Annotated in this window: 22 protein-coding genes, 1 tRNA gene and 2 pseudogenes; 8 read left to right on the forward strand and 17 right to left on the reverse strand. The window is 39.7% G+C overall.

Annotated elements, in window-relative coordinates; all coding sequences use genetic code 11:
• The 3 genes from rpoD to fabD all read right to left on the reverse strand — a co-directional run.
• On the reverse strand, positions 1–1,957 hold a 1,957-nt coding region (rpoD, locus tag G6069_RS06270; RefSeq protein ID WP_197293725.1), incomplete at its 3' end, for an RNA polymerase sigma factor RpoD.
• 185 nt (positions 1,958–2,142) lie between these two features.
• The gene (locus tag G6069_RS06275; RefSeq protein ID WP_197293726.1) at positions 2,143–2,838 is read right to left on the reverse strand and encodes a 5'-methylthioadenosine/adenosylhomocysteine nucleosidase; all 696 of its coding nucleotides are present in this window, start codon (positions 2,836–2,838) and stop codon (positions 2,143–2,145) included.
• A 10-nt stretch (positions 2,839–2,848) separates the two neighbouring features.
• On the reverse strand, positions 2,849–3,778 hold the full coding sequence (fabD, locus tag G6069_RS06280; protein WP_001199005.1) for an ACP S-malonyltransferase: 930 nt from the start codon (positions 3,776–3,778) through the stop codon (positions 2,849–2,851).
• A gap of 132 nt (positions 3,779–3,910) precedes the next feature.
• On the opposite strand from fabD, the gene G6069_RS06285 reads away from it, so the two are divergent.
• The 3 genes from G6069_RS06285 (at position 3,911) to G6069_RS06295 (ending at position 6,063) form a co-directional block, all read left to right on the forward strand.
• Positions 3,911–4,002, forward strand: a tRNA-Ser gene (locus G6069_RS06285).
• Positions 4,003–4,218: 216 nt separating this feature from the next.
• On the forward strand, positions 4,219–5,235 hold the full coding sequence (locus G6069_RS06290; RefSeq protein WP_197293727.1) for an HTH domain-containing protein: 1,017 nt from the start codon (positions 4,219–4,221) through the stop codon (positions 5,233–5,235).
• Between the two features lie 3 nt (positions 5,236–5,238).
• Positions 5,239–6,063, forward strand: a complete 825-nt coding sequence (locus tag G6069_RS06295; RefSeq protein ID WP_197293728.1) for a DNA-methyltransferase — start codon at positions 5,239–5,241, stop codon at positions 6,061–6,063.
• A 19-nt stretch (positions 6,064–6,082) separates the two neighbouring features.
• Here G6069_RS06295 and futC1 read toward each other — a convergent pair whose 3' ends face one another.
• The 3 genes and pseudogenes from futC1 to G6069_RS06310 form a co-directional block, all read right to left on the reverse strand.
• The gene (futC1, locus tag G6069_RS06300; protein ID WP_001875839.1) at positions 6,083–6,523 is read right to left on the reverse strand and encodes an alpha-(1,2)-fucosyltransferase FutC1; all 441 of its coding nucleotides are present in this window, start codon (positions 6,521–6,523) and stop codon (positions 6,083–6,085) included.
• Positions 6,520–6,983: pseudogene (locus tag G6069_RS06305) on the reverse strand (O-fucosyltransferase family protein). Before G6069_RS06305 ends, futC1 begins: the two are co-directional and overlap by 4 nt.
• Positions 6,984–7,082: 99 nt before the next feature.
• A complete protein-coding gene (locus G6069_RS06310; RefSeq protein WP_197293730.1) occupies positions 7,083–7,613 on the reverse strand; it encodes a hypothetical protein in 531 nt (176 codons plus the stop codon).
• Between the two features lie 72 nt (positions 7,614–7,685).
• Here G6069_RS06310 and G6069_RS06315 point away from each other — a divergent pair, with 72 nt between their 5' ends.
• Entirely contained in the window at positions 7,686–8,630 is a 945-nt protein-coding gene (locus G6069_RS06315; RefSeq protein WP_197293731.1) for a D-2-hydroxyacid dehydrogenase, read from the forward strand.
• A gap of 155 nt (positions 8,631–8,785) precedes the next feature.
• Here the strand turns inward: G6069_RS06315 and G6069_RS06320 are convergent, their stop codons facing one another.
• Positions 8,786–9,499, reverse strand: coding sequence for a hypothetical protein (locus G6069_RS06320; protein WP_000720668.1), 714 nt, complete (start codon positions 9,497–9,499; stop codon positions 8,786–8,788).
• Between the two features lie 104 nt (positions 9,500–9,603).
• A complete protein-coding gene (thrC, locus tag G6069_RS06325; protein WP_197293732.1) occupies positions 9,604–11,064 on the reverse strand; it encodes a threonine synthase in 1,461 nt (486 codons plus the stop codon).
• Positions 11,065–11,267: 203 nt separating this feature from the next.
• Here thrC and tlpA point away from each other — a divergent pair, with 203 nt between their 5' ends.
• The 3 genes from tlpA (at position 11,268) to G6069_RS06340 (ending at position 15,383) form a co-directional block, all read left to right on the forward strand.
• Complete coding sequence (tlpA, locus tag G6069_RS06330) at positions 11,268–13,295, forward strand: methyl-accepting chemotaxis protein TlpA (protein ID WP_197293733.1); 2,028 nt, start codon at positions 11,268–11,270, stop codon at positions 13,293–13,295.
• Positions 13,295–14,401, forward strand: a complete 1,107-nt coding sequence (locus G6069_RS06335) for an epoxyqueuosine reductase QueH (RefSeq protein WP_078241628.1) — start codon at positions 13,295–13,297, stop codon at positions 14,399–14,401. Before tlpA ends, G6069_RS06335 begins: the two co-directional genes overlap by 1 nt.
• A 217-nt stretch (positions 14,402–14,618) precedes the next feature.
• A complete protein-coding gene (locus G6069_RS06340) occupies positions 14,619–15,383 on the forward strand; it encodes an outer membrane beta-barrel protein (RefSeq protein ID WP_197293734.1) in 765 nt (254 codons plus the stop codon).
• Here the strand turns inward: G6069_RS06340 and G6069_RS06345 are convergent.
• From G6069_RS06345 to G6069_RS06370, 6 genes are all read right to left on the reverse strand, one after another.
• Complete coding sequence (locus G6069_RS06345) at positions 15,380–16,144, reverse strand: glycosyltransferase family 2 protein (protein ID WP_197293735.1); 765 nt, start codon at positions 16,142–16,144, stop codon at positions 15,380–15,382. The genes G6069_RS06340 and G6069_RS06345 overlap by 4 nt on opposite strands.
• A gap of 31 nt (positions 16,145–16,175) precedes the next feature.
• Positions 16,176–17,831: a methyl-accepting chemotaxis protein TlpB gene (gene tlpB, locus G6069_RS06350; RefSeq protein WP_197293747.1), complete on the reverse strand. Its 1,656-nt coding sequence runs from the start codon at positions 17,829–17,831 to the stop codon at positions 16,176–16,178.
• A 237-nt stretch (positions 17,832–18,068) separates the two neighbouring features.
• Entirely contained in the window at positions 18,069–19,814 is a 1,746-nt protein-coding gene (locus G6069_RS06355; RefSeq protein WP_197293736.1) for a bifunctional metallophosphatase/5'-nucleotidase, read from the reverse strand.
• A 168-nt stretch (positions 19,815–19,982) separates the two neighbouring features.
• Positions 19,983–20,450, reverse strand: coding sequence for an S-ribosylhomocysteine lyase (locus G6069_RS06360; protein WP_197293737.1), 468 nt, complete (start codon positions 20,448–20,450; stop codon positions 19,983–19,985).
• A 34-nt stretch (positions 20,451–20,484) separates the two neighbouring features.
• Entirely contained in the window at positions 20,485–21,627 is a 1,143-nt protein-coding gene (locus G6069_RS06365) for a cystathionine gamma-synthase (protein ID WP_197293738.1), read from the reverse strand.
• Positions 21,628–21,647: 20 nt separating this feature from the next.
• Entirely contained in the window at positions 21,648–22,565 is a 918-nt protein-coding gene (locus G6069_RS06370) for an O-acetylserine-dependent cystathionine beta-synthase (protein WP_197293748.1), read from the reverse strand.
• 113 nt (positions 22,566–22,678) lie between these two features.
• On the opposite strand from G6069_RS06370, the gene G6069_RS06375 reads away from it, so the two are divergent.
• Positions 22,679–23,257, forward strand: coding sequence for a hypothetical protein (locus G6069_RS06375; RefSeq protein ID WP_197293739.1), 579 nt, complete (start codon positions 22,679–22,681; stop codon positions 23,255–23,257).
• Between the two features lie 238 nt (positions 23,258–23,495).
• Here the strand turns inward: G6069_RS06375 and dnaK are convergent, their stop codons facing one another.
• The 3 genes and pseudogenes from dnaK to G6069_RS06390 form a co-directional block, all read right to left on the reverse strand.
• On the reverse strand, positions 23,496–25,358 hold the full coding sequence (gene dnaK, locus G6069_RS06380; protein ID WP_197293740.1) for a molecular chaperone DnaK: 1,863 nt from the start codon (positions 25,356–25,358) through the stop codon (positions 23,496–23,498).
• Between the two features lie 30 nt (positions 25,359–25,388).
• A complete protein-coding gene (gene grpE / locus G6069_RS06385) occupies positions 25,389–25,961 on the reverse strand; it encodes a nucleotide exchange factor GrpE (RefSeq protein WP_197293741.1) in 573 nt (190 codons plus the stop codon).
• A pseudogene (locus tag G6069_RS06390) lies at positions 25,961–26,762 on the reverse strand (HrcA family transcriptional regulator). Before G6069_RS06390 ends, grpE begins: the two are co-directional and overlap by 1 nt.
• Between the last annotated feature and the right edge of the window lie 82 nt (positions 26,763–26,844).

Here is a 26,844-nt window from a genome sequence, read left to right on the forward strand (position 1 = left end):
CTTCTAAAGTTCGATCGCTTTCATCGTCTAAAAGCCCAAAACGCATGCGGATCACCGCTTTTTCTCGCTCATTCAACTGATCCAAAACGCTTTCAATTTGCGCTTTTAAATCTTCTCGCATGATGTGATCAATGGAGCTAACGATATTTTTATCTTCCACGAAATCCCCAAATTTGCCGTCATCATCATTGCCGACTGGGGTTTCCAAACTGATAGGCTCTTTAGTAATCTTAATCACATTCTTCACTTTATCTAACGAAAGCCCCACTTCTTCAGCCACCACTTCTAAATCAGGCTCTTTGCCGGTTTCTTGAATGTGTTTGCGCATGACTTTATTGATGCGATTGATGGTGTCAATCATGTGAATGGGGATGCGGATAGTGCGGGCTTGATCGGCTATGGCTCTGCTGATAGCTTGTTTGATCCACCAGGTCGCATAGGTAGAAAACTTGAAGCCCTTTTCATGCTCAAACTTATCCACCGCCTTCATCAAGCCAATATTACCCTCTTGAATCAAATCCAAGAAGGGTAAGCCTCTGCTGGTGAATCGTTTAGCGATGCTCACTACCAACCTTAAATTGGATTTAGCCATTTTGTTTTTAGCGCGATCGGAAATCAATTTCCCTCTTTTGATTTGCTCTAAAATTTCTTTTAGCTTGTTAGGGTCTAAATCAAAGCCTTCTTCACTCGCCTCTTTAGTCAAAAAAAGCTTTTTGAGATCCATATACACGCTCACCATAGTCGCTTCTGGCACTTGAGCGATAATGTCTTCTTTAGTCATGTTAGTGATATTGGCAAGGATTTTTTTATGGTTAGCGATGAGAGTGTCATTGAATAAGGGCAGTTTGTATTCCAAGCGTTTCAACTCTTTTTCAAACCCATCGCCACTCTTTAAAGTGGTCTCCATCGTTTTGACTAATTCATTAATCAGTTTGCTGGTAGGCTCTAAATCATAGAGTCTGTCTTTGAGCGTTTGGCGTTTGTAAGCTAGGGTCAATGAACGCACCAATTCGTCTTCTTTTTCATCTATGGGGGCTTCAAGGGCTTTAAGCCATTCTTTTTTAGCCTTGTCTAGGGCTTTAAAACTCTCTTGGACCTTTTCAACACGCTTCTTGTCTTTTTCAGAAACGACTTTTTTCCTTTCTTTGTTTTCTTCGTATTCTTCGCTGTCATCATCTTTTTTAGGATCGCTCACGCTATTTTCATCTTCATCATCAAAGCTCCTGAAAAGCTCTTTGACTCTTCTTTCACGATTGATTAAAGCGTCTTTATACGCATAGATAAAATCAATCAAATACGGCACCGAGCAAATCGCGTCTAAAATAATGTCTTCGCCCAAGCGGATTTGCTTGCTCAATTCAATCTCTTCATCTTTGCTTAAAAGTTTTATATCCCCCATCTCACGCAAATACATGCGCACCGGGCTATCGCTCCTGCTCCACTCTAAAAAATCCTTTTCTTTCAAAAAGTCATAGCCATCTTCTAATTCTTCATCTAAAACTTTTTGCTTTTCTTTAGTTTTTTTAATCTTATCAATCGCATTGAGTTTTTTAGCGTATTCTGAAGAGCTGACCAATTTCTTTTGGTATTTTTGGCACAATTCTTTGATTTTTTTGACTTGGGCTAGAGTGGGGACTTTTGTGCTGATTTGAATGATGGACTCATAAGAAACGCAATCGCTTAAGGAATTAGCGAACAATTCTTCTAACGCTTCATTAAAACTAAGCTTTTTAACAGGAACAGGCTCTTTTGCTTTAGCTTCTTTGACTTTGCTTTCTTTAGTTTTATTTTCTTTAATTTTGCTCTCTTTGGCTTTATTGTTTTTGTTTTCCTTATTATTTTCTTTAGCTTTATTTTCCTGTGTGGCTTCTGTTTTGGCTTCCTGTTTAGCTCTTTTGGGGGCTTTTTCTTCGTTAGCTTTCTTTTTCATTGGACACTCCATAAAATAAGAACCCATGCTTTTTGCAAGCTAGGTCCATAAGATAAGATAAGATACACCTATTCCTTTGTTATTTTACTAAAAAATAGCTTAAATTCTAATTATATTATTGGAATTTTTCCCCACTTTATTAAATATTCATCACAAAATGTAAAAAATACTAAAAAGCTTTTTTACATTCCACCACTTTATAAAAACAAACCCTAAAGCTCATCCACCATGCTTTTTAAAAATTTCGCTGAAGTGTGAGCGCTTTTTTCTAAAAATTCATCAAAGCTCATGTTAGCTTCCTCATCAGCGTTATCGCTAATGCTCCTTAGCACGCAGCATGGCACGCCAAATTTTTGGCACACAAACGCCACGCTCGCCCCCTCCATTTCCACCGCGCTCGCTTTAAACTCGCTAACTAAAAATTCTTTCCTTTCTTTGCTATGCACAAACTGATCGCCTGATGCGATGACGCCTTCTTTGAGCGCGATATGTTGCTCATTAGCGACTTTTTTAGCTAAAGCGTTTAAACTTTCGCTCGTTTCAATAAAAATCGTGCTTTCGGGGATGAACCCTAAAGGGTGATCAAACGCGCTCAAATCCACATCATGCTGGACTAATTGAGTAGCCACTAACAAATCATTGATTTTTAAATCTTTAACTAAGCTTCCAGCCACCCCGCTAAAAAGCACCTTTTGAACGCCAAACGCTAAAATCATGCTCGTTGTGGTTAGAGTGGAATGCACCTTGCCAATTTTGCTATAAGCGACAATGATTTCCTTGTTATGATAAACGCCTTTATGGAAAACATTCCCCCCTAAAGGGATCTCTTCAAAACCCACGCCAAACAATTCTAAAATAGGGGTTATTTCTTCTCTCATCGCCCCTAAAATGCCAATTTTTTGCACCATTTTCTCCCCATCACACGTATTCTTCTAAAAATTCAATGGCTTCATCAAGCCCTTTATTATCCCCCACGCTTATGGTGGGTTTGTTGCTTAAGCGCTTGTTAAGCCCCTTTAACACACTCCCACAGCCTAATTCAAAAAAGACATCCACTCGGTCATTATTGGATTTCACGCAGTCTTGATAACGCACCGGTTGAGTGAGTTGCAAGCTCAACAATTCAACGGCTTTTGCTTTGTTGTGATACGCTTCATTAGTCGCATTGGAGATGATTTCAAAATGGAATTTATCTTTCAGGCTTTTTTCTAGCAATTCCTGGAATTTAAAAATCATAGGCTCTAAAAAAGGGCAATGGCTCGCCACGCTCATTTCTAAAAAAACCACTCTTTTAGCCCCCATTTCCTTTAATGTCGGCTCTAGGGCTTTCAGATCGTCTTTAACCCCGGCTAAAACCACTTGCATGCCACCATTAAAATTGGCGCACCACACGTTTTTGGTTCTTTGACACAAGCTTAAAAGACTTTCTTCAGAAACGCCCAAAACGACCATCATAGAAGCGTCTTTATTCGCGCACGCTTCTTGCATCATTTTGCCTCTTTGGTGCGTGAGTTTAAGGGCTTTTTCAAAATCTAACGCCCCGCTCAAAGACACCGCGCTCACTTCGCCGAGCGAATGCCCTAAAGCGAAAACGGGTTTTAACCCCCCATTTGCTTGCTTGTTGAGTAACTGATAAGCGATATAGCTCACTAAATAAATGGCAGGCTGGGTGTAAGCGCTCTCTTTTAAAAGCTCGTTTTCTTCAAAAAGCGTTTTTTTCATATCCACTTTAAGCGCGTTAGAAGCCCTTTCAAACAATTCTTTAGCTAGGGTGTGGCTTTCATAGAATGATTTTCCCATTCCTATACATTGCGAGCCTTGCCCTGGAAATAATAGCGCGTATTGCATGGTGTTATCCTTTAAGTTTTATTAATCCATAATTTAAAATTGTAATATAAAAGCCCTTAGTTTTGTTTAGAAACCATTAAAGTTTAAGGTTTATTTTAACTTATTTTTACTATAATTCTACTTTGTGAATGAGGACAGGTGGGTGAGTTGGCTGAAACCACATCCCTGCTAAGGATGCGTAGCCGTCAAGGTTACCGAGGGTTCGAATCCCTCCCTGTCCGCCAGCCTTTTTGCCTTTAAAAACTTTTTGTTTAGAATGTATTAACGAGACACCATAGTTTCTAAGCATTCCTTTTACGACACTCCTTTTATAGATTTTACAAATACAAATTTTAGGTTGGGTGAAGAGAGACACCCAGCCTAAACCCTATAAGGGTTGCGGTATTTTCAAACATTTTGAGTATAATCGTTTCTGCTTATAATCATAAAAAAGAAAGAACATGACTTACATAGAATTAGGTAAAAAAGTTTTAGAACAAGCAGGGAAGCCTTTGAGCGTTAAAGAAATTTGGGAGAAAGCTTGTGAAATGGGATTGGATAAAGAACGCCCAAGTATAGGAAAAACACCTTGGTCCACAATTGGAAGTGATCTTGGTAAAGACAAGAAGCAATTTTATGTTGCACGCAAAGAAAAAGGAACCTATTACTATTGGCTCAAATCTCGTGAAAGAGAATTTCCCCCACAAGAAACCCCAGATTCCAAAGAAGAAGATGATGGACAGAGCGAGTGTTCAGGCACAGCCAAAAAACAAAAAAACTCTTTTCATGAAAGGGTTTTACACCCACTGCTTGTGAAATTCCTTGATGAAGATCCAAATTTCAAGCTCTTATGCAAAACCATCCGCCATGAAGAATGTAAAAAAGGCGAAGGGGGGCAAAACAAATGGAATTATCCTGACATCGTGGGCGTGTATTTTCCCTATAATAAATATTTTCCCTATAATAAATATTTTCCCTATAATGGATATGAAGAAGAAACTTTGAAATTTTTACACCATACCGGTCAAAAAAGACACAAGCTTTTTTTCTTTGAGCTTAAAAAAGAGCTTAGTCTTTCCAATTTAAAAGAAAGCTATTTTCAAGCGGTGAGCAATTCTACTTGGGCTAATGAGGGGTATTTGGTGGTTTTTGGGATTAAAGATAAAGATAAAGATAAAGTTTTGGATGAATTAAAACGACTCAACCAAAGCTTTGGTATAGGGGTGATCAAGCTAGAATCTGAGATTTCAAACTCCAAAATCTTGTTGCCAGCTAAAGAAAGGGAGATTGATATACCTACACTTAACATGCTTGTAGAACAAAGTTCGGAGGATTTTAAGCCTTTTATGGAAAAAATTAACAAGCAAATTAAAACAGGACCTGATATGGCAGTGGATATGGAGGATTTTTTTGATCCAGTACTTGATGATGAAGCAATGCAAGAACACATTAAAGATAAAGGCATTAAAGCAGAATAAAAAATGAAAGCGCCCTGTCTTTCTCGCCCCATTTTTAAAAGTGCAGACGAGCTTTTTACTCTTTATCAAGGGGATTGTAATGAGGTCTTGCCCCAATTTGAAAATGCTTTTGATTTGATTTTTGCTGATCCGCCTTATTTCCTTTCTAATGACGGCTTAAGCATACAAAGCGGTAAGATTGTGAGCGTCAATAAAGGCGATTGGGATAAAGAAAATGGGATCAACGATATTGATGAGTTTAATTACCAGTGGATCAACAACGCCAAAAAGGCTTTAAAAAACACAGGAAGTCTTTTAATCAGCGGGACTTACCACAACCTTTTTTCTTTGGGGCGTATTTTACAAAAATTGGATTTTAAGATTTTAAACCTCATCACTTGGCAAAAAACCAACCCTCCTCCCAATTTCAGCTGCCGTTATTTGACGCATTCGGCTGAGCAAATCATTTGGGCGAGGAAAAGCTACAAGCACAAGCATGTTTTTAACTATGAGGTTTTAAAAAAGATCAATAACGATAAACAAATGCGCGATGTGTGGAATTTCCCAGCGATCGCTCCTTGGGAAAAAGCAAATGGCAAGCACCCCACTCAAAAACCTCTCGCTTTGTTGGTGCGCTTGCTTTTAATGGCGAGCGATGAAAATTCCCTCATTGGCGATCCTTTTAGCGGGAGCTCCACCACAGGCATTGCGGCTAATCTTTTGAAGAGAAAATTTATCGGCATAGAAAAAGAAAGCGGGTTTATCAAAATATCCATGAACAGAAAATTAGAATTAGACGCTCGCTACAAAGAGATACGATCTAAAATCAAAGATTTGAATTTCCAATAAGCCCTTTTTTTAAGCCGCTTTAAGCGTTATACTTTTGAGATTTCACCTCAAAATGGGATTCTATTTTCACCCATTCCTTACAAAGGATATTTTCATGCCCAAAAAGCCAGTGTTTGGGGCCAATAATGATTTTTTCTGGATTGTTTATCAAATAGGCCGCCCACCAGCTATAAGTGCTATTAGCGATAATGCCATGCTTGCAAGATTGCATGAGCAGCATATCCCAATACGCTTCTTCGTCTTTATCCCTAGTGGTCATGTCCATAAAAGGGTAGCCAAGATCAAGATTTTGCGTGAATTTTAAGTCTTCGCAAAACACAAAAAGCTCCATGTTTGGCATGCGCTTTGCCATATACTCAAGTGCCTTTTTTTGATAATCAATACCAAGCTGACAGCCAATCCCCACATAATCCCCTCTTCTTATATGCACAAACACGCTGTTTTTAGCGGCTAAAATCAAAGCAAGCTTGCGGTGGTATTCTTCCTCTTTTTTTTTATTATTTCCATTTTCGGGGGGGGGGGGGTAGGGTGAAGGTTTGCTTGATTAAAGAGGATATAGCATCAAAATATCGTGGATCTTGGAAATAGCCATAAAAATAAGTCAAGCGGCTTGGCTTTAATAATTTAGGCTCGTATTCAAAAACGATTTCTTGACTCACCCTATCAAACCCCATGCATTTGAGCGCCTCTCTTACTAGCTTGGGGAGGTGTTGCATTTTAGCTATAGCGATTTCTTTAGCGCTCGCATAGGGCAAATCAATAGGGAAAAGTTCTAATTGCATTTTCCTATTGCTCCCATCAAAAAAAGTAATATCTAATAGCACGGGCGTATTAAGGTGTTTTTGCAAACTTTTAGCGAAAGCGTATTGAAACATTTGATTCCCAAGCCCCCCACAAATTTGCACCACCTTAAAAGCCATTCAATCCCTTTATATTTTCAAATAAAACCCTAATTTTAGCCCATTTTAAAGCCCTTTTTCAATAAAAGCCTAAAAAGTGGGGTAAGTAACGCCTTCAAATCATTTGAATTTTTTATTTGAAAAAGACGCGTATGAGGGTTCTAGCAAGCGTTCTTGGTATTCTAAAAGGATTTTATCTTCGCTATTGAGCGAGTAGGCTTCATCGTATTTGCGCTTGATGATGCCCTTTAAAATGGTGTGCTGGACTTGGTATTTGTCTTCTTTAAGCATTTCATCGACTAAAGCGTAAAGCTGAATGTCTTGAATGAGTAAATCCGAAATTTTAACGCTCTCTTTATCAAACAATTCTTCATTAGCGCAATATTCATTCACTAAAATAAGCACTCGGTTATACACATCAGGTGCGATTTTAGCGTTTAGGGTTCTATAAATGTAATCTTTGATTTTTTTGAGCTGCTCTTCTAAATCTTCACTGGCCTTGCTCGCTAAGGCTAAAATACTTAAAATTTGAATGAGAGTCATCATTTTATGGCTTAAAGAGCGGGTGCGCCATTTAATGAGAAAACGCATGAAATAAGACATTTTGACAGAAAAGCTACAGGGGAGGGTGTTTTTCTTGGGTTTTGGCATGCTTAGTTTCTTTTAAAAAAGGATTTTGTGGTTTAATTATATAATTTTAAAATTAAATCCAGGAGTAAAGAGATGAAAACATTCAAAAAAGGCGTGGTATTAGACGCTAAAAGCGTAGGGTTAAAAGCGCTAGAAGTTTTAAAAGAAGTGGCGGATTTTGATTTTTATGAGGTTACTTCGCCCAGTCAAATCGTTGAACGATCAATTGAAGCTGAAATTATGGTATTGAATAAAGTCGTGATCACCCAAGAGGTTTTAAGCCAATTGCCTAAACTCAAACTCATTTGCATCACCGCTACAGGCACGGATAATGTGGATATAAAAAGCGCGAAAGCTTTAGGCATAGAAGTCAAAAACGTGAGCGCTTATTCTACAGAATCCGTAGCCCAGCACACTTTAGCGTGCGCGTTGTCTTTGTTGGGGAGGATCAATGATTACGATCGTTATTGCAAAAGCGGGGAATATAGCCAAAGCGATATTTTTACGCACATTAGCGGTATGAAAATGGGGCTTATTAAAGGGGGTCAATGGGGGGTTATTGGTTTAGGCGCAATCGGTAAAAGAGTCGCCAAACTTGCTCAAGCTTTTGAATCAAAGGTGGTGTATTATTCCCCTAAAGATAAAAAAGAAGAGTATGAGCGCTTGAGTTTAGAGGAATTGCTTAAAACAAGCGATATTATCAGCATTCATGCTCCCTTAAATGAAAGCACGCGCGATTTAATCGCTCTCAAAGAATTGCAAAGCCTAAAAGAAGGGGCGATTTTAATCAATGTGGGGCGTGGGGGCATTGTGAATGAAAAGGATCTGGCTGAAATTTTAGAAACCAAAGATTTGTATTACGCGAGCGATGTGTTTGTGAAAGAGCCTTTTGAAAAAGATCATGCGTTTTTGAACCCAAAGATCCAAAACAAATTGCTTTTAACCCCCCATATCGCATGGGCGTATAGCGACAGCTTGAAAACCTTGGTAGAAAGAACTAAAGAAAATATCCAGGATTTTTTAGCTTCTCAAAAATAAACGCAAAAAAAGGGGGGGGTTGAGCGTTTGGATTTTCCTTTTTGTTTGCCATAAAATAAAATCTAAAAAATGGGGTAAAGTTTAATCGTTTTTAACCGAATTGAGAAAAAACCTTTAGGTGGATTGGCCCAAAGGCTTTTATTAAATGGGGATGATCACATCTTAGAAATATCAATCTTAAAGGTGTGGATTTCATCTTCTAAAAAGACTTTAACCACCACCACGCCCGGGGTTTTAAGGTTTTTGGTATCCACCACCACAAACCCTCCCCTGGCCTTACCTTCAACGTTAAGGGTGTTGTTTTTAAGATAATTGATCGCTAGGATTTTTAAAGCTTGGCGGCTTTCTTGCATGACCTCTTGCTCTTCTACATCATCCATCATCATCATGCCAAAGCCTGGTCCATACATGCCCATTCCCCCATACATCATGCCGTTATAAGCTAAAAAACTCCCTTGCCCGTAATAAAACATAGGCGGGGTGATCATATTGATATTATCAATAGGGGCGGTCGGCACGCTGATATTAAAGCTTTGTAAAATGCCCTCAAAATCAAAACTGGATTTCATCACCTGTCTCAAGCTTAAGACCGGTAAATTCGTTTGGTTGATAGACACCGAAATGGCTTTACGGCTAAACACCACAGGATTTCCCTCTATAACTTGTGCCGCTACATACAGCACTAAGGGGGATTCATTCAAACCTTTCAATTTGCTTTGAGCGATTTCTAACTGGACTTTAGATTTGGCTTGCGTGGAAGTCATCACTTGAATCCCATTATTATAGGAAGTAACATGTTCAGGCGTGATCTTATAGCTCGCGCAACCACTTATCAGTAAGGCTATCGCTACTAAAATGATTTTTTTCATTCAAACTCCTTTCATTCAGTTTAATTTTCGTTTAGAATTTCCTTATTATAGTGTAGTTTGACTTAAAATTAAGATTTTATTAGGAATAAGGGCTTAAAAAAGATTTAATGTAGGCTTTCTAACCACAAAAGGATAGAAGATTTGATCTCATTGAGTTTTAAAACTTCTTGGTGCTTGATCCCTCTTTCAAACAAGTCATCAAGGCGTTGGCTATCCGGGGTATTGTAGCTGTTCTTAAGCGTTTCTAGGGCGATTTTGTCGTTATCGTTTTTCTTTTGCTCGTTTAGGGCTAAAAGGGTGGTTCTAGGGAATTTTTCATAAGAGGCGGTGGCAGAAACAAGGGTTTTTTCGTTGGTTTTCAAGCTAGCGTTTAAAGCGGTGGCGGTGTGAGGGTCAATCAGGTATTGGTGCTCTGCATAAACTTCTTGGATTGTTTTCAAACAGGCTTCATCTGAGCAGCTCGCGCAAGAAAAATGCTCCTGTAAAAGGGCTAATTCTTTAGGCTTTAAGGCATAAAATTTCTCTTCTTCTAAAGCTTGCATCAATTCCAGCGTGCGTTCAAACCCAAAAAGGCTAAAAAGCGCTCTTTCCACATTAGAGCTTTTTAAAATATCCATAGCCGGCGAGAAAGTTTGCTTTAAAGAGCGGTGGGTTAAATCGTAACGCCCTGTCTCTATAAACTCCCTTAAAACATCGTTGCTGTTGGTTACGACCTTGATTTTAGCGATATTCAAGCCCATTTTTTTCGCATAAAACGCCCCCAAAGCGTTCCCAAAATTACCGCTGGGTATGGCTAGGGTGATTTTTTCTTTAGAATTGATCGCCCCTTTTTTATACAATTCTAAAAAGCCCCAAATATGATAGACGATTTGAAAAGCGATGCGCCCAAAATTCACGGAATTAGCCACGCTTAATTTCAATTGGCGCGTTTTTAGGGCTTCGTTAAAATCGTCGTCTTTTAAAAGGTTTTTGAGCGCGTTTTGCGCATCATCAAAATCCCCACTCACCCCAAACACCTTTAAATTGCTGGCGTTTTGGGTTACCATTTGGAGTTTTTGGACTAAGCTTGTGCCGTCTTTGGGGTATAAACACACCACAAAAACATTAGGCATACCCGCCAAACCTTCTAAAGTCGCAGGGCCGGTATCCCCACTTGTGGATACTAACACCAAATACTTTTCGTTTTTCCCTACCGCTAGGTTAGAAAACAAGCTCGCTAAAGGCTGTAACGCCATGTCTTTAAACGCCAAACTAGGCCCATGGTAGAGTTCTTGGACAAAAAGCCTTTCATTGAGCGCAAAAATAGGGGCTGGATTTTTAGGGTTATCAAAATTTTCATAGCGTTTTAAAGCGCTTGTTAATAAACCCTTAGGAATCTCTAATCCCAATCGTTCAAACACGCATTCTACTAGCTCGTTATAGCTCAGATTCAAACAATCTTGCCATTCTAATGTTTCAAAATGCTCTAAAGTGTAAAGCCCGCCTTTGGGGGCGTTGGGGTTTAATATTGCTTCAATAAAATCAATCTTTCTTTCTTTCAAAGAGCGCGTGGGGACAAAAGGCATGATTTTTCCTTCTTAATACTTTGGATAATTTTAAGTCGTAGCATACCCTAAAAGAGCGAATGCAACCTTAAAATGATTTTTTAATGAGAATGGTTGATCGCTTTTTTATTCAGTTTAATTTTTGATTTATGCTTATAATACTATAATGCGGTTTAAAATTTTGCCGCAAATGGGCAAAAAATTCATCATAGTAAGGTTGTGTTTTGTCTAAAGGTTTGAGTATCGGTAATAAAATCATATTGTGGGTGGCGTTGATTGTGATCGTGTGCGTGAGCATTTTAGGGGTGTCCTTGAACAGCAGGGTGAAAGAGATTTTAAAAGAAAACACCTTGCGTTCTATGCAAGATAGTTTGCATTTTAAGGTTAAGGAAGTGCAAGGGGTTTTGGAAAACACCTATACGAGCATGGGCATTGTCAAAGAAATGCTCCCTAAAGACACCAAAAGAGAAATCAAAATCCACTTGTTGAAAAACTTCATTTTAGCCAATTCGCATGTCGCTGGGGTGAACATGTTTTTTAAAGACAGAGAAGATTTAAGATTAACGCTTTTAAGGGATAACGATACGATTAAGCTAGTGGAAAATCCGTCATTGGGGAATAACCCTTTAGTGCAAAAAACGATGAAAAATAAAGAAATTTCTAAAAGCTTGCCTTATTATAGGAAAATGCCTAATGGGGCGGAAGTTTATGGGGTTGATGTTCTTTTACCTTTATTGAATGAAAACACTCAAGAGGCTGTAGGGGCTTTGATGATTTTCCTTTCTATTGACAGCTTCAGCAATGAAATCACTAAAAACAGGAGCGATTTGTTTTTAATTGGCGTTAAGGGTAAAGTGCTTTTGAGCGCGAATAAGAGTTTGCAAGACAAATCCATCGCCGAAATTTATAAGAGCGTGCCTAAAGCCACTAATGAAGTGATGGCTATTTTAGAAAATGGCTCTAAAGCCACTTTAGAATACTTAGATCCCTTTAGCCATAAGGAAAATTTTTTAGCCGTTGAAACCTTTAAAATGCTAGGCAAAACAGAAAGTAAAGACAATCTTAATTGGATGATCGCTTTGATCATTGAAAAAGACAAGGTTTATGAGCAAGTGGGATCGGTGCGTTTTGTGGTGATCATAGCGAGCGCTATCATGGTGTTAGCTTTAATCATAGCGATCACTCTTTTAATGCGAGCGATCGTGAGCAATCGTTTGGAAGCCGTTTCTAGCACCTTGTCTCATTTCTTTAAATTATTGAACAATCAAGCCAATTCCAGCGGTATTAAATTGGTTGAAGCGAAATCTAATGACGAATTAGGCCGCATGCAAACAGCGATCAATAAAAATATCTTGCAAACCCAAAAAATCATGCAAGAAGACAGGCAAGCCGTTCAAGACACCATTAAAGTGGTTTCAGATGTGAAAGCAGGGAATTTTGCGGTGCGTATCACGGCTGAACCCGCAAGCCCTGATTTGAAAGAATTGAGAGATGCGCTAAATGGGATCATGGATTATTTGCAAGAAAGCGTAGGGACTCACATGCCAAGCATTTTCAAAATCTTTGAAAGCTATTCTGGTTTGGATTTTAGAGGGCGGATCCAAAACGCTTCGGGTAGGGTGGAACTGGTTACTAACGCTTTAGGGCAAGAAATCCAAAAAATGCTAGAAACTTCGTCTAATTTTGCCAAAGATTTAGCGAACGATAGCACGAATTTAAAAGAATGCGTGCAAAATTTAGAAAAGGCTTCAAACTCCCAACACAAAAGCTTGATGGAAACTTCTAAAACGATAGAAAATATCACCACTTCCATTCAAGGCGTGAGCTCTCAAAGTGAAGCCATGATTGAACAAGGGCAAGACATTAAAAGCATTGTGGAAATCATTAGAGACATCGCTGATCAAACGAACCTATTAGCCCTAAACGCTGCTATTGAAGCCGCAAGAGCGGGCGAGCATGGCAGAGGTTTTGCGGTGGTGGCTGATGAAGTTAGGAAACTCGCTGAAAGGACGCAAAAATCGCTCAGCGAGATTGAAGCCAATATCAATATTTTAGTTCAAAGCATTTCAGACACGAGCGAAAGCATTAAAAACCAGGTTAAAGAAGTAGAAGAAATCAACGCTTCTATTGAAGCCTTAAGATCGGTTATTGAGGGCAATCTAAAAATCGCTAGCGATTCTTTAGAAATCAGTCAAGAAATTGACAAAGTCTCTAACGATATTTTAGAAGATGTGAATAAAAAGCAGTTTTAATGCTCATTCATATTTGCTGTTCAGTGGATAACCTGTATTTTTTAAAAAAGGCTAAAGAGGCTTTTGTGGGTGAAAAAATTGTAGGGTTTTTTTATAACCCCAATATCCACCCTTATAGCGAATACTTGTTGCGTTTAGAAGACGTAAAACGCACTTGCGAGATGCTAGAAATTGAATTGCTTGAGGGCGATTATGAATTAGAAAAATTTTTAGACAAAGCTAAGGGTAAGGAATTGTTAGGGGAAAAAAGCGAGCGCTGTTTTGAGTGCTTTGATTTACGCTTAGAAGCGAGCGCTTTGAAAGCCTTTGAATTAGGGGAAGAAAAATTCACCACCACCTTACTCACAAGCCCTAAAAAAGACCCAAACCAGCTCATCGCTAAGGGGCAGAGCATCGCGCAAAGGCACAATTTGGAATTTGTTGTGTTTAGAAACGATAATTTTGAACATTTTAAGAGCGAATTGGATTTAAATTTGCAAGCTTTGGCGAGAGAAAACGAGCTTTACAGGCAAAATTATTGCGGTTGCCAATTCGCTTTAAAAATCCAAAAAGAATCCCAAAACAGAAGCCCCTTTGAGCTTTACTCGCCTTTAAAACACCAGATTTTACCCGCAAGTATTGAAGAAAGAACGCAAGTTTTTAGAACATTAGACGCGGCTAAAAAGGACGCTAATAAGCCTTTTTTAGCCCAAAAAACGATCGCAACTTACCGCTTATTAAATGGGGGCGTGTGGCTTTCTAAAAATTCAAACCCCTTGGATTGCTACATTCTAGCGCGCTCTAAAAGCAAGGCTAAGGTTAGGATCAACGATTTAAGGTGGGTATTTTCTCAGCGTTTAAGCGTGCTAGTGGGTTATAGCCAAAGAGATGAAACCCTGTTTTTAACTTTAGAAGGCCTTAATACCCTTATGGCAAAAAACTACGATACTTTAAAAGAGTTAAACCTTAACCCCTTAAGTTATGAAGAAGAGTTATCCTTAAGGACGTTAGTGAGCGGGAGCGAGAGTATTAACCCTATTATCGTGCTAGAAGAACGCACAGAAAAAACCCTTTTTGTAGAAATTAAAAGCATTTTTCAAGAAGAAAAGGTGTTTTATTTGCTCTAAGCTAAACTTTAATGGAGCGATAAATTCTCGTAATGAAAAATCATTAAAGTTGGCTTTAGTTATCCATGCTTGATGGGAACAAAACCTAAAACAATATATTATTTTAAAATATAGCGTTGTGTGTAAGTAGGGGTTATATTCAGTCAAAACATGCAAGTAATTTAAAGTTAATTTAAGATAATTAGGCACAATAGCCGTAAAAAGTTTAAGGCTGTATTTGAAAACTCTATTCAGTATTATTTATCTCTTTTTATCGTTGAATTTACTCTTTTTAGAAGCTAATGAAATCACTTGGTCTAAATTCTTAGAAAACTTTAAAAACAAGAATGACGATGACAAACCTAAACCCCTAACTATTGAAAAAAATAATGAAAAACAGAAAACCCTAGACAAAAACCAGCAAATCTTAAAAAGGGCTTTAGAAAAAAGCCTTAAATTCTTTTTCATTTTTGGATACAACTATTCGCAAGCCACTTTTTCAACTTCTAATCAAAGCTTGACTTTTGTAGCCAATAGCATAGGGTTTAATACCGCTACGGGCTTAGAGCATTTTTTAAGAAACCACCCTAAAGTCGGTTTTAGAATCTTTAGCGTCTATAACTATTTCCATTCCGTTTCGCTCTCCCAGCCTCAAATCCTAATGGTGCAAAATTATGGGGGCGCGTTAGATTTTTCTTGGATTTTTGTAGATAAAAATATTTATCGTTTTAGGAGTTATTTAGGGATCGCTTTAGAGCAAGGGGTGTTGTTAGTGGATACGATTAAAACCGGTGCTATCACAACGATTATCCCAAGAACCAAAAAAACCTTTTTTCAAGCCCCTTTGCGTTTTGGTTTTATCGTGGATTTTATCGGCTATTTGTCTTTGCAATTAGGGATTGAAATACCTTTAGTGAGGAATGTTTTTTACACCTACAATAACCATCAAGAAAGATTCAAACCACGATTTAACGCTAATCTTTCTTTAATCGTTTCGTTTTAGCCCCCTTTTCCCCTTTTAAATAAGCCCATTATTTTCCTAGGGTATTTTAAAAGCATGGAAAAAACATTCGCTCTAATGCCGTTTTCTTGGCATGCTCTTATGTTTTCTTTATTCCTTAATAAAAGGCTTTTAAACCCGCTTGCGCTAACCCCACCGGTGCGCATCACCACTAACACTTCTTTCAAATAAGAAAAGCTTATTTTTTGCACCACAAACAAGCGGATGATCATCTCAAAATCCGCTGAAATCTTATAATCGGTTTTGTATAAGCCGTAGCGTTCATAAATGGCTTTTTTGACAAAAAGCGTGGGGTGGGCTGGCACCACGCCATAAAGCAAGGTTTTAGGGCTAAACTCCCCGCTCTCATAATAGCGCACCACTTTTTCTAAACAATCCGGTTTGACAAACACCAGATCCGCATACACGCTATCGCAATTTTTCCTTTCAAATTTACGCACCACTTTTTCTATCACAAACTCATCAGTATAAAAATCATCGCTATTCAATAAAGCGATAATATCCCCACTCGCGCGCCTTATACCCTTATTCATAGCGTCATAAATGCCCTTATCTTTTTCACTCACCACGCAAGCGATTTTGTCTCTGTATTTTTGAATGATTCCTAAAGTGTTATCCGCGCTAGCCCCGTCTATAATGATGTATTCAATGTTTTTATAAGTTTGATGAAGCACAGAAAGAATGGTGTCTTCAATGGTTTTTTCGCTATTAAAACACGCCGTGATCACAGAAACTTTTAACAATCCAACTCTTTTTTGATAAACTCCCCCCTAATTAAGTTTTAAACAAATTCACTTGTTTGTCTAAATTCATAGTCGTTCCACTCACATGCGTAGCGATATTTAAAATATCTGAAGAATCCGCTAAAGTCTTAGAAGCCACTTTTTCCACTTCTACAAAATCGCTTACCATAGCTTCAATTTGGTGTCCGGATTTGGCGTAATCGTCCATGCTTTGATTGCTATCTTGCACAACTGAGCTTAAATTAGAACTCATTTTTTCGTAAGTTTCTTGCACGCTTTTACTCATATCGCTCAAACGCTCCATTTTTTGCGAATTGAGATTCATTTGCGAACTCACGGCATTGATTTCTTGGACAATCACCATGATAGTGGAATTGATTTCGGCTAAAGACTTTTGAGTGCGCCCGGCTAAATTCCTGACTTCATCAGCCACCACCGCAAAGCCTCTGCCATGCTCGCCGGCCCTTGCGGCTTCAATAGCGGCATTTAGAGCTAACAGATTCGTTTGATCGGCAATATCATTAATAATATCCAGAATGGATTTGACATCATCAGCGTTACGGCTTAGCTGCTCCACTTGGCTAGAGAGTTCCTCTTCAGTGTGCGCGCTCTCTGTGATTTGAGAAAATAAATCCCCGATCGCATCCTTGCTCTCTTTGACAAGCCCTTGCGTTTCAATCAAACGCTTCCTTAACCCTTGAGACTGCTCTATGGAAGCATTCATCATGCTCGCTACATCCGTGGCTTTGTTTTTTACGGAATTTAGGGTGGTTGAGGAATCTTTCATGCTCTTTTGGGTTTCTTGCGCGATTTGGACCAATTTATCCATTGAAGTTTTATTGGAAGTGGAAATCCCTTTAATCTCTTCCATAATCAAGCGGGCGTTTTCCACAAACAAATTGATCCCACGGCCCACTTGCGAGATTTCATCGTTGCGATCACCCACATCAATTTTGGCCCTCAAATCCTTATCCCCATGGCTAAAAGCGTTGATTTTAAGGACCAGTTCATCAATGCGTTTCACGATCCTCAATTTAGCGTATATGAGCGTCAAAACCACTAACGCTATCGTCGCTGTCAGTATCCAAAGGAATAGTTTTGTGGTGTTTTCATTAAAAACCTTGTTCACGCCTTCTTTAATCGCTTGATTTTCGGTGTTAATGTCAGTGTAATAAGAAGTCGTTGCGATCACCATTTGAGACACCTCATCATAATGCGAGTAGGCGAATTTTTTCTCCGGCACGCCTCCATCGTATTTAGGCATTTTATAATAAGTGTAGCCTCCCCCTTTTTTAGCCGCCTCCAAATACCCCCTAACATAATACACCCCATCAACGCTCTGAGCGTCAAGCCCTGATTGGCCTACGGTTTTAGGATTGACCGGATCAAACAATACCACCCCGTTTTTATCCACCACCACCATATAAATCATGCCCTTATCGTCGTTAATGCGTTTGAAATAATCTAGTGCCATTTTTCTTGCAGTAGCATTGTCAAAATCTTTGTAATACTCATGAATGCCCTGTTCAATAATTTTTGTCATGTAAGCGAGCGTTTTTTCACGCTTTTTGTATTGCCCGGTTTCTAAATGCTCCATGAGTTGCGCTAACACATCTTTTTGCATAACCTTTACAAAACCAATAAAAAGCCCCCCTAAACCCAAAAGAGCGGCTAGCACGACCAACATGATACGAGTCCCCAACGAAGCAAACATCATCTATCTCCTATAAATCATTTTTAAGTCAAACCCTAATTTTAGAGTTCAGCTTCCAAATGCACCCCCCCCGAAAAATGAGTGGCACAAAACAAGATTAAAACCCGGTTGTTTGAAAACCGCTGAAAAAGTGAAAAGCCAACAATCTAGGATTATAGAACATTCCTTTTTAAGTTAGGCTTAAAGAATAAACAATAAAAATAAAAAATTTTATTTAACTTCACTTTCCTTAATGGATTTGACATTCAAAGTCCTCCCGTCTTTTGAAGTGGGGATTTTAATGCTCCCCTCTTTTAATTTTTCTGCCAGTTTTTCCAACAACGGGTTTTTGAAATCGTAGTGGATGATTTCCCAATTACCCTCCAATTCAGGGGTTACCTTCCCACCTTTTTCTTCCGTGATGTATTTGACAATCAAATCCCGTATTTGCCCGTTATCTTGTAATGCATCGTAAGAATCATAATACCTATCAGCGTTTGTAACCAATTTTAATGTCGTGGATAATGTCCCGAATCGGTAATTGTTGATCGCTAATTTATATGTTGCTTTAGGGTCAATGGGTTTTCCGTTAATTGTCGGATTAATGATTCTTTGCCCGGCGGGTTTGGTAACGTCAACTTGGTATTTCACGCCAGAAAACATATCAAAATTATAGCCACGAACATTTTCATTAAAACTGATCGTCAAATCGCCCGGTTGCAACTGATTGTAAAATCGGTATGACCATTCCATGTATTTCAACAGGTTTTCACCCGTGATACGCACCCCAATGAGCGTATTAGCGAACTTATAAATGTAAGCGACATCTTTCCTTTTGAAAGGCCCTTTTTTCAGATTTGCCCCAAAATTGAATAAGGCTGCCGCTGAAACATCGGCTTTTGCGTAATGTTTTTGGACTTTGTTGATCAATTCTATCACCGGTGTTTCTTGCAAGGCGGCGGTTGGCATCGTGGTGATTTTTTCTTCTCCTGTGATAAAATCAGGCCTGTCAATGAAGGTTTTTGTCACTTCGCCGACCACTTCATTAGCGTATTCTTTTGATTTTTTATCCACGTATTCGTATTTTTTCGCTAATTCTTCATCTTCTAAAATATCTTTTGTGGATAAATTTTCAGTCGTTATGGTTTTTTTCTTCGTTTGGGTGTCAAACACCACCACGCCCTTTGCCAGATAAGCCCCATACGCTCCAGGCTCAATGGTATGCACCTTTCCCACTTTGGTGTTATAAACCGCATGCTCATGCCCGGCAAAAATGATGTCAAATTGCGGGAATTTTTTCGCCAAATCCGGTATCCCATCGCCACCTTTCTCATCTTCTCGCCCCAAATGAAAAGCGCCAATCAAAATATCATACTTCCCTTTTAACTCTTTCAAAGTCTTTTTTAACGCTTCTTCAGCGTCCAAAAACTTCAATCCTGCAAAATGTTCAGGCGTAGAGGCTTCCCAAGTGGGGATGTGCGGCACCACATACCCCACAACCGCCACCCTCACGCCATCAATTTTTTTAATCACATAAGGCTTCACAAACGGCTTATTGTCCGCAATTTTGATAATATTCGTATTCACGACATCGCCATTAAACCCCTTGATATTTTTCTCTAAAAAATCTTTACTGAAATTAAACTCGTGATTCCCAAGCACACGAATGTCAAATTTCAAATCGTTTTCGGCTCGAACTAATGGGTGGATAGGCTCATTATTAAACAACTCCGCGCTATTGCCTTGCAACAAGTCCCCGCTGTCAATCAAAACCACATTTTTATTTTCAGCCCTCTGCTTTTTGATTAAAGTCGCAATCCTTGTCAAGCCGTTATTGGGTTTTTGTTCGCCAACCGCATAATCATACGAAAAAAGCCGCCCATGAATGTCTGAAGTTTCTAAAAACACGATTTTGACTTCTTTTGCAGATACTAAAAGTGTTAGCGTTAAAAAGATGACTAAAATCAATTTTCTCATTGAAATCCTTCCATAAAAGAGATTCATAACGATAATTTTTACATAAAATTAACGCTGATGCGATGGTTTTTACTAGAATTTAACGCCTATGGGTAAGATTGGTAAGATTGGTAAAACTTATAAGAGAATAGGGGAGTGTTTTAAAATAATCCCCCCCAAAACAACCCCTTAAACCCCCACTTCAGACCACTCAGCGCGTTTGTCTAAAAAAGCGCGTGCTAAATTCTTAGCACCCTCTAAAGTGTGGTTAGCCGCCCAACCGCATTGCTTTTCATTGCTGGCAGGCACTTCTTTAGCCTTTAACACATCTTGCATCGTTTTTTCTAAAACCTCTAAAATTTCTGCGTAATTGTCATGGTTTAACACCGTGAGATAAAATCCCGTTTGGCAACCCATAGGCGACCAATCCACGACATAACTGGCATGGTTGCGGATAATCTCAGCGACTAAATGCTCTAAAGAGTGTAGGCTAGGCATGTCCATGTGATCCTTATTGGGCTGCTTGAAGCGCACATCGTATTTGACAATCAAATCCCCATTAACGCCCTTTTTGCGATCAGCGATACGCACATAAGGGGCTTTGACTTTGGTGTGATCCAAATTAAAACTCTCTACATTCATTTTTGGCGTTTTCATGTTTTTAACTCCTTTATTTTATAAATGGTAAATTTTAGCCTATTTTAGCGAACGCTTGCTCTAAATCTTCTAACAAATCCTGTTCATGCTCAATCCCCACAGACAAGCGCACCAGGCCATCTCTAATCCCGGCAGCTTCTCGTTGCACTTTGGGGATACACGCATGGGTCATGAATGCTGGAATCCCCACCAAACTTTCCACCCCACCCAAACTCTCGCCTAAAATGAACAATTTAAGGCTTTCTACAAAAGCAACCGCCTCGCTGTCATTTTTGAGAGTGAAAGAGAGCATCCCGCTAAAGCCGCACATCTGTTTTTTGGCCAATTCGTGGTTAGGGTGAGCGCTCAATCCCGGATAATAAACTCTCTCTACTTTAGGGTGTTTTTCTAAAAACTCAGCCACGCAAAGAGCGTTTTTTTGATGGGCCTCCATGCGCAATCCTAGCGTTTTAATCCCTCTTTGCAACAGCCAGCTGTCTTGAGGGCCTAAAACCCCACCGATAGCGTTTTGGAAAAAAGCGATCTCTTGGGCTAGCGCTTCATTATTAGTGGTTACAAGCCCAGCGACCACATCGCTATGCCCGCCTAAGTATTTGGTGCCGCTATGCACCACAATGTCCGCTCCCAAAAGAAGCGGGTTTTGGCAATAGGGGGTGGCAAAGGTGTTATCCACGATAGTGAGCAAACCATTATCTTTAGCGACACTAGCGCATTGCGCTAAATCCGTGATTTTAAGCAAGGGGTTACTAGGGGTTTCTAAATAAAGGGCTTTGGTGTTGGGCTTGATAGCCTTTTTGATTTGGGATAGATCGCTAGTGTCTATAATGGTGCAAGAAAGTCCGTTTTTGACAAGCACTTTATTGAACAAGCGAAAAGTCCCCCCATAAACATCATCGCCTAATAACACATGATCGCCTGATTGCAAGAGGGAAAAAACGGCGTGAATCCCTGCTAAACCAGAGGCAAAAGCAAACCCCTTAACCCCCCCTTCTAAATCGGCGATGAGTTCTTCTAAAGCAAAGCGCGTGGGGTTGCCTGAGCGAGAGTATTCATAGCCCTTGTGGCGGCCTATGGCGTCTTGGCGGTAGGTGGAAGTTTGATAAATAGGCACGCTCACCGCCCCCGTTGTTGCGTCCTCGCTAATGCCCCCATGGATTAATTTTGTTTGCATGTGCATGACTTTTCCTTTTTATGAATTTATAAATAAATACCTTTTGAGAGATAACGATCGGCAACATCCGGGAAAATGGTTAAAACCTGGCTGCCTTCTGGGAGGCGTTGCGCTTCTTTCAGTGCTGCTACAAAAGCTGCCCCGCTAGAGCTCCCCACTAATAAGCCGTTTTTCTTGGCTAACTTCCTAGTGTAGCTAAAACCCTCTTCATCTGAGATCGTTTCAAAGCCATCAATATCCAAGTTTTCAAAAAAGGGGGGGATGAACTCCACGCCAATGCCCTCAATCTCATGAGGCCCAGGCTCGCCCCCATTCAAAATAGAACCCTCTGGCTCCACCCCAATCAAGCGAATCGCAGGAATGCGTTCTTTCAAATACCTAGCCGTGCCTGCAAAAGTGCCACCACTCCCTATCCCAGCTACAAAACTCGTAAGATTTGTGCCTAATTCTTGGACAATCTCAGGGGCTAGGGTGTGGTAGTAAGCGTTAGGATTATCAGGGTTTTCAAATTGCAAGGGCAAATAGCTATCAGGGATACTTTCGGCTAACTCTTTGCTTTTTTTAATGGCGCCAGAAATCCCTTGACTAGTAGGCGTGTTGATCACTTTAGCCCCCAAAGCCCTCATGATTTGCTGTTTTTCTGTGCTGAATTTTTCTGGGACAACAAAGATGGTTTTGAGATGGTGCTTGAGCGCCACTAGGGCTAGAGCGATGCCGGTATTGCCTGCGGTAGGCTCAATAATGGTCGTTGTGGAAGTGATTTTGTGCGTTCTAAACGCTTCCTTTATGAGATATTGGCCTAAGCGATCTTTAACGCTCCCTCCTGGGTTTAGATGCTCCAGTTTGGCGTAAATGGCGGAATTTACGGGAATGGGGTAATCCTTGTTAGTGAATTTAAAAACGGGGGTGCGGCCTATGGCGTCTTGCATTGCGGTGATAATCATCATTCCTCCTATAACAAACAATAAAATTCAATTTTGCGATTATGCCTAAACTCGTTAAATGGAATAAGTTTAGGATAAAATGTTAGCTTGTTAAGATGGATTAAGGAGTTTTCATGAAAACGATAGAATGGAATGAGGAGCAAAGAAAAGCGTTCCAAGACTTGTTAAGAGAATTTGCAACGCTAATAGACGCTAAAATGCAAGAGGAAAAACAAACAGGCAGAACTCCAAAAATACCAAAGTATGGTTCATGCCAAAACGGGCTGAACAGGTTTTTAACGCCATGGGGTTATGCGTGCAAAATCAGTCTTGGCTCTGGGAACTTATCCCATGAGCCATCCATCGCCTTTTGCCGTCAGGATATTTTAGGGGAAGGATTTGTCAATGGTGAAATACCAACCCCAAAAAAAGGTTTTTACCTTTGGTTTGCTTACTATTGGTGCAACGATTTTGAAAAGTTTTATCTTTGTATAGGTCGATCCATAGAGGAGAGTGGGGAAAAAGAGTGTCAAAAATGCCTGGCGTATGACAAAATCATTGATCCTGATGGAGACGCTTATTATCAAGAGAGTTATGACGATTTAGAAGCCGATCTTGAAAACATTACCGACTATTTTTTACACCTTATTAATGAATTCAATCAAATCCCCACTGCGTGTTTTGAATTAGAGCCATCTAGCGCAAGCCATTAAAACACCCCCCATACCAAAAAGGAACTCTCTCATAAGGGATTTCCCTAAAATCCCACCAACGCTTTTTAAAATAAGTCTTGAAAAGCTATCGCTTGATTACAATCAAGTTTTGATATTTGGATTAAAAAACGCTTTGAGTGTTTGTTAGATTTTGCAATCAGTATCCCATTGATGAAAATGAGAAAAGCAAGCAGGTTTTGATTAAAACCGCTCGCTTGAAAGAAGTTTTAAAAGCGTTTCACTCCACTTCCGCATCAATCACATCATCGTCTTTTTTCTTGGGTTGCTCGGCGTTGTTTTTATTCGCCATGGCTTCGCCTAGTTTTTGAGCCGCTTGCACTAATGATTTGGTTTTGTCTTCAAGCTCCGCTTTAGTGGCGTTATCGTTTTTGATGCAATCTTTAAGGGCGTTAATGGCGTTTTGGATCTCATTAGCGTCGTTTTCATTCAAATTCGCCTTATGCTCATCAAGGCTCTTTTGGGTTTGGTGCGCCAAACTATCGGCATGGTTTCTCGCTTCAATCACTTCTTTTTTCCTAGCGTCTTCTTCTTTGTGCAATTCAGCGTCTTTAACCATTTTTTCAATCTCGCTATCAGACAACCCGCTAGAGCCAGAAATTTTAATCTCTTGGCTTTTGCCGGTATTTTTGTCTTGCGCTGACACGGTTAAAATCCCATTAGCGTCAATATCAAAGGTTACTTCAATTTGCGGCACGCCCCTTGGAGCTGGCGCGATGCCTTGCAAATCAAATTTACCCAAAGATTTATTATCCCTTGCCAAATCCCTTTCGCCTTGTAAAACCATGATAGACACGGCGGGCTGGTTGTCTTCAGCGGTTGAGAACACTTGAGATTTTTTCGCAGGAATAGTCGTGCCTCTATCAATCACTTTAGTCATCACGCCCCCTAAGGTTTCAATCCCAAGGCTTAAAGGCGTAACGTCTAATAAAAGCACATCTTTCACATCGCCTTTTAACACGCCCCCTTGAATGCTCGCGCCCACCGCTACGACTTCATCAGGATTGACGCTTTTATTCAAATCTTTATTAATAAACGCTTTCACCCTTTCTTGGACTTTAGGGATACGAGTAGAGCCACCCACCATCACCACTTCTGAAATCTCATTTTTGGTTAGCCCCGCGTCTTTGATCACGCTTTCAATTTTAGAAATCGTTTCTTCCATGAGATCTTCTGTCAAGCTTTCAAATTTAGCCCTAGTGAGTTTTTTAACCAAGTGTTTAGGCCCGGTAGCGTCCGCTGTGATAAAGGGCAAATTGATTTCAGTCTCCATCGCAGAGCTCAGTTCTTTTTTAGCGTTTTCAGCCGCTTCTTTCAGGCGTTGCAACGCCATCACATCGTTTTTAATTTCAATGCCCGTTTCGCTTTTAAACTCAGCCGCTAAGAAATCAATCACACGATTGTCAAAATCATCGCCCCCTAAAAACGCATCGCCCCCTGTGGCTAAAACTTCCACGACATTATCGCCTGTTTCTAAAACGGTAACATCAAAAGTCCCCCCACCCAAATCATAAACCATGATTTTTTCGCTCTCTTTTTTATCCAAGCCATAAGCTAATGCTGCACTGGTAGGCTCATTGATGATCCTTAAAACGTTAAGCCCTGCAATCGTGCCGGCTTCTTTAGTCGCTTTCCTTTGGCTGTCGTTAAAATAAGCCGGAACCGTGATAACCGCTTCCGTAACGCTCTCGCCTAAATAACTCTCAGCGTCTTCTTTGAGCTTCATTAAAATTTTGGCTGAAATTTCTTGAGGGGTATAAATTTTACCTGAAATTTCAATCGCACAAGCCCCATTCCTATCCACAATCTTATAAGGCAAGCGTTTTTCGGCTTCTTTAGCCTTATCTTCATTAAACATCAAACCCATGATTCTTTTAATAGAATAAATGGTCTTTTCTGGGTTGGTTACCGCTTGTCTTTTGGCGCTCTCGCCCACTAAAATCTCGCCCTTATCTGTAAAAGCCACAATAGAAGGAGTGGTGTTTTTACCCTCTTTGTTCGCAATAATCTTCGCTTCATTGCCTTCATAAACCGCCATTGCGGAGTTGGTTGTCCCTAAATCAATTCCAATAACTTTTCCCATGCGTTATCCTTTCTTATTAAAATAAATGTTTTAATCGTTTTTAGCAATGCTCACCATTGCCGGCCTCAAAACCCTACCCTTATACTTGTAACCCTGTTGCAAAACCTGCACGATTTTCCCGTTTTCTTTTTCTTCGCTTTTGACTTGCATGATCGCATTGTGGAAGTTGGGATCAAATTCTTCCAAGCATTCAATCCCCTCAATGCCATGCCTTGCCAAAACTTCATGCAACTTTTCCATCGTAAGCTCCAAGCCTTTGGTTAAAGCGCTCTCTTTATCCACTTCTAAAGCGCTCTTGTAAGCCCCAAGAAGCGCATCAATCACCGGCAATAGATCCAATGCGATTTTTTCATACGCATACTCTAACGCCATGCTCTTGTCTCTTTCTAAGCGCTTTTTCACGTTTTCAAAATCCGCATGCGCTCTTAAATATTTTTCGCGCATTTCCTGGTATTTAAGCTCAAAATCTTCCTTGATCTCGCCTTCTTTTTCGCTCGCTTCTTGCTTTTCTTCACCTTGTTGTTCTTTGCAAGCGCAAGCCTTTTGATAAGACTCTGGCTCTTTTGGGCTTAAATCGTGTTCTTGGTTGTGTTCATCTTTCATTATTTCTCCTTAGAAATCGTTTGAAAAAACCCTTCATAATCGCATTCTAGTTTCCCCACGCAAAGCAGTTGCATTCGTTTGTTTTGAAATTCTATGGGGCGTGTTACTAGCATGCAATCAGGCTCTATAAAATGCAAACCCTTACTCAAACGCTCTAAAACCTTACCCTCTAAAATGTCAAAAAATAAAGGGCTGTTTAAAAGCGTTTTTAACCCCATCAGATTAAAGCGTGTGATTTGTGTGTTGGAATACTCCAAACGCTCTAATTGCTTGGCCAAACTCAACGCATTGACAGAAGCAGCGATTGAGCGCACTTCTTTAACGCTTTTACCCACAAGTTCTAATAAAAACTTCTCCATTTTAACGCTGTAACTCAGTGCGCAAGAAAACGCCAAAAAATCCAAAATCAAAAAGCGTTTTTCGCATTCAATGACTCTTTCTAAACGCTCCAAACTGGGTTTTTTTAACAGCGTGAAAAGCCCAAAATTTTCACTCGCGCTTTTTAAGCGTTTTTCATCCACCTTTAAAACTTCAAAGCGCAACGACTTGTGCCAATAGTTTTCAAACGCCTTAAAAGTGGGCAATCTAGCGCCGCTAGAATGGGCTTGATAAAGCATGCCCTCTTTAGAAAGGATTTGAAAATAATTCCTGATCGTCGCACAAGACATTTTCAAGTTTGCCAACTCTTTCAAGCGTTTAGAGCTAATGGGTTCTAAAATCTGCAGATAGGTTTTAACAAACGCATCTAACAAATTCTCTTTCTTATTCAAATCAGAACCTACTTTAAATTCTTCTTAACATCATTATTTGAAAAATCTCGTCAATCACCGTTCTTGATGAAAGAACCCTCGCATTATAGCGCAAAAAGTTAATAATCTATCAC

This window comes from Helicobacter pylori (assembly GCF_017594925.1).
Lineage (GTDB): Bacteria > Campylobacterota > Campylobacteria > Campylobacterales > Helicobacteraceae > Helicobacter > Helicobacter pylori_DP.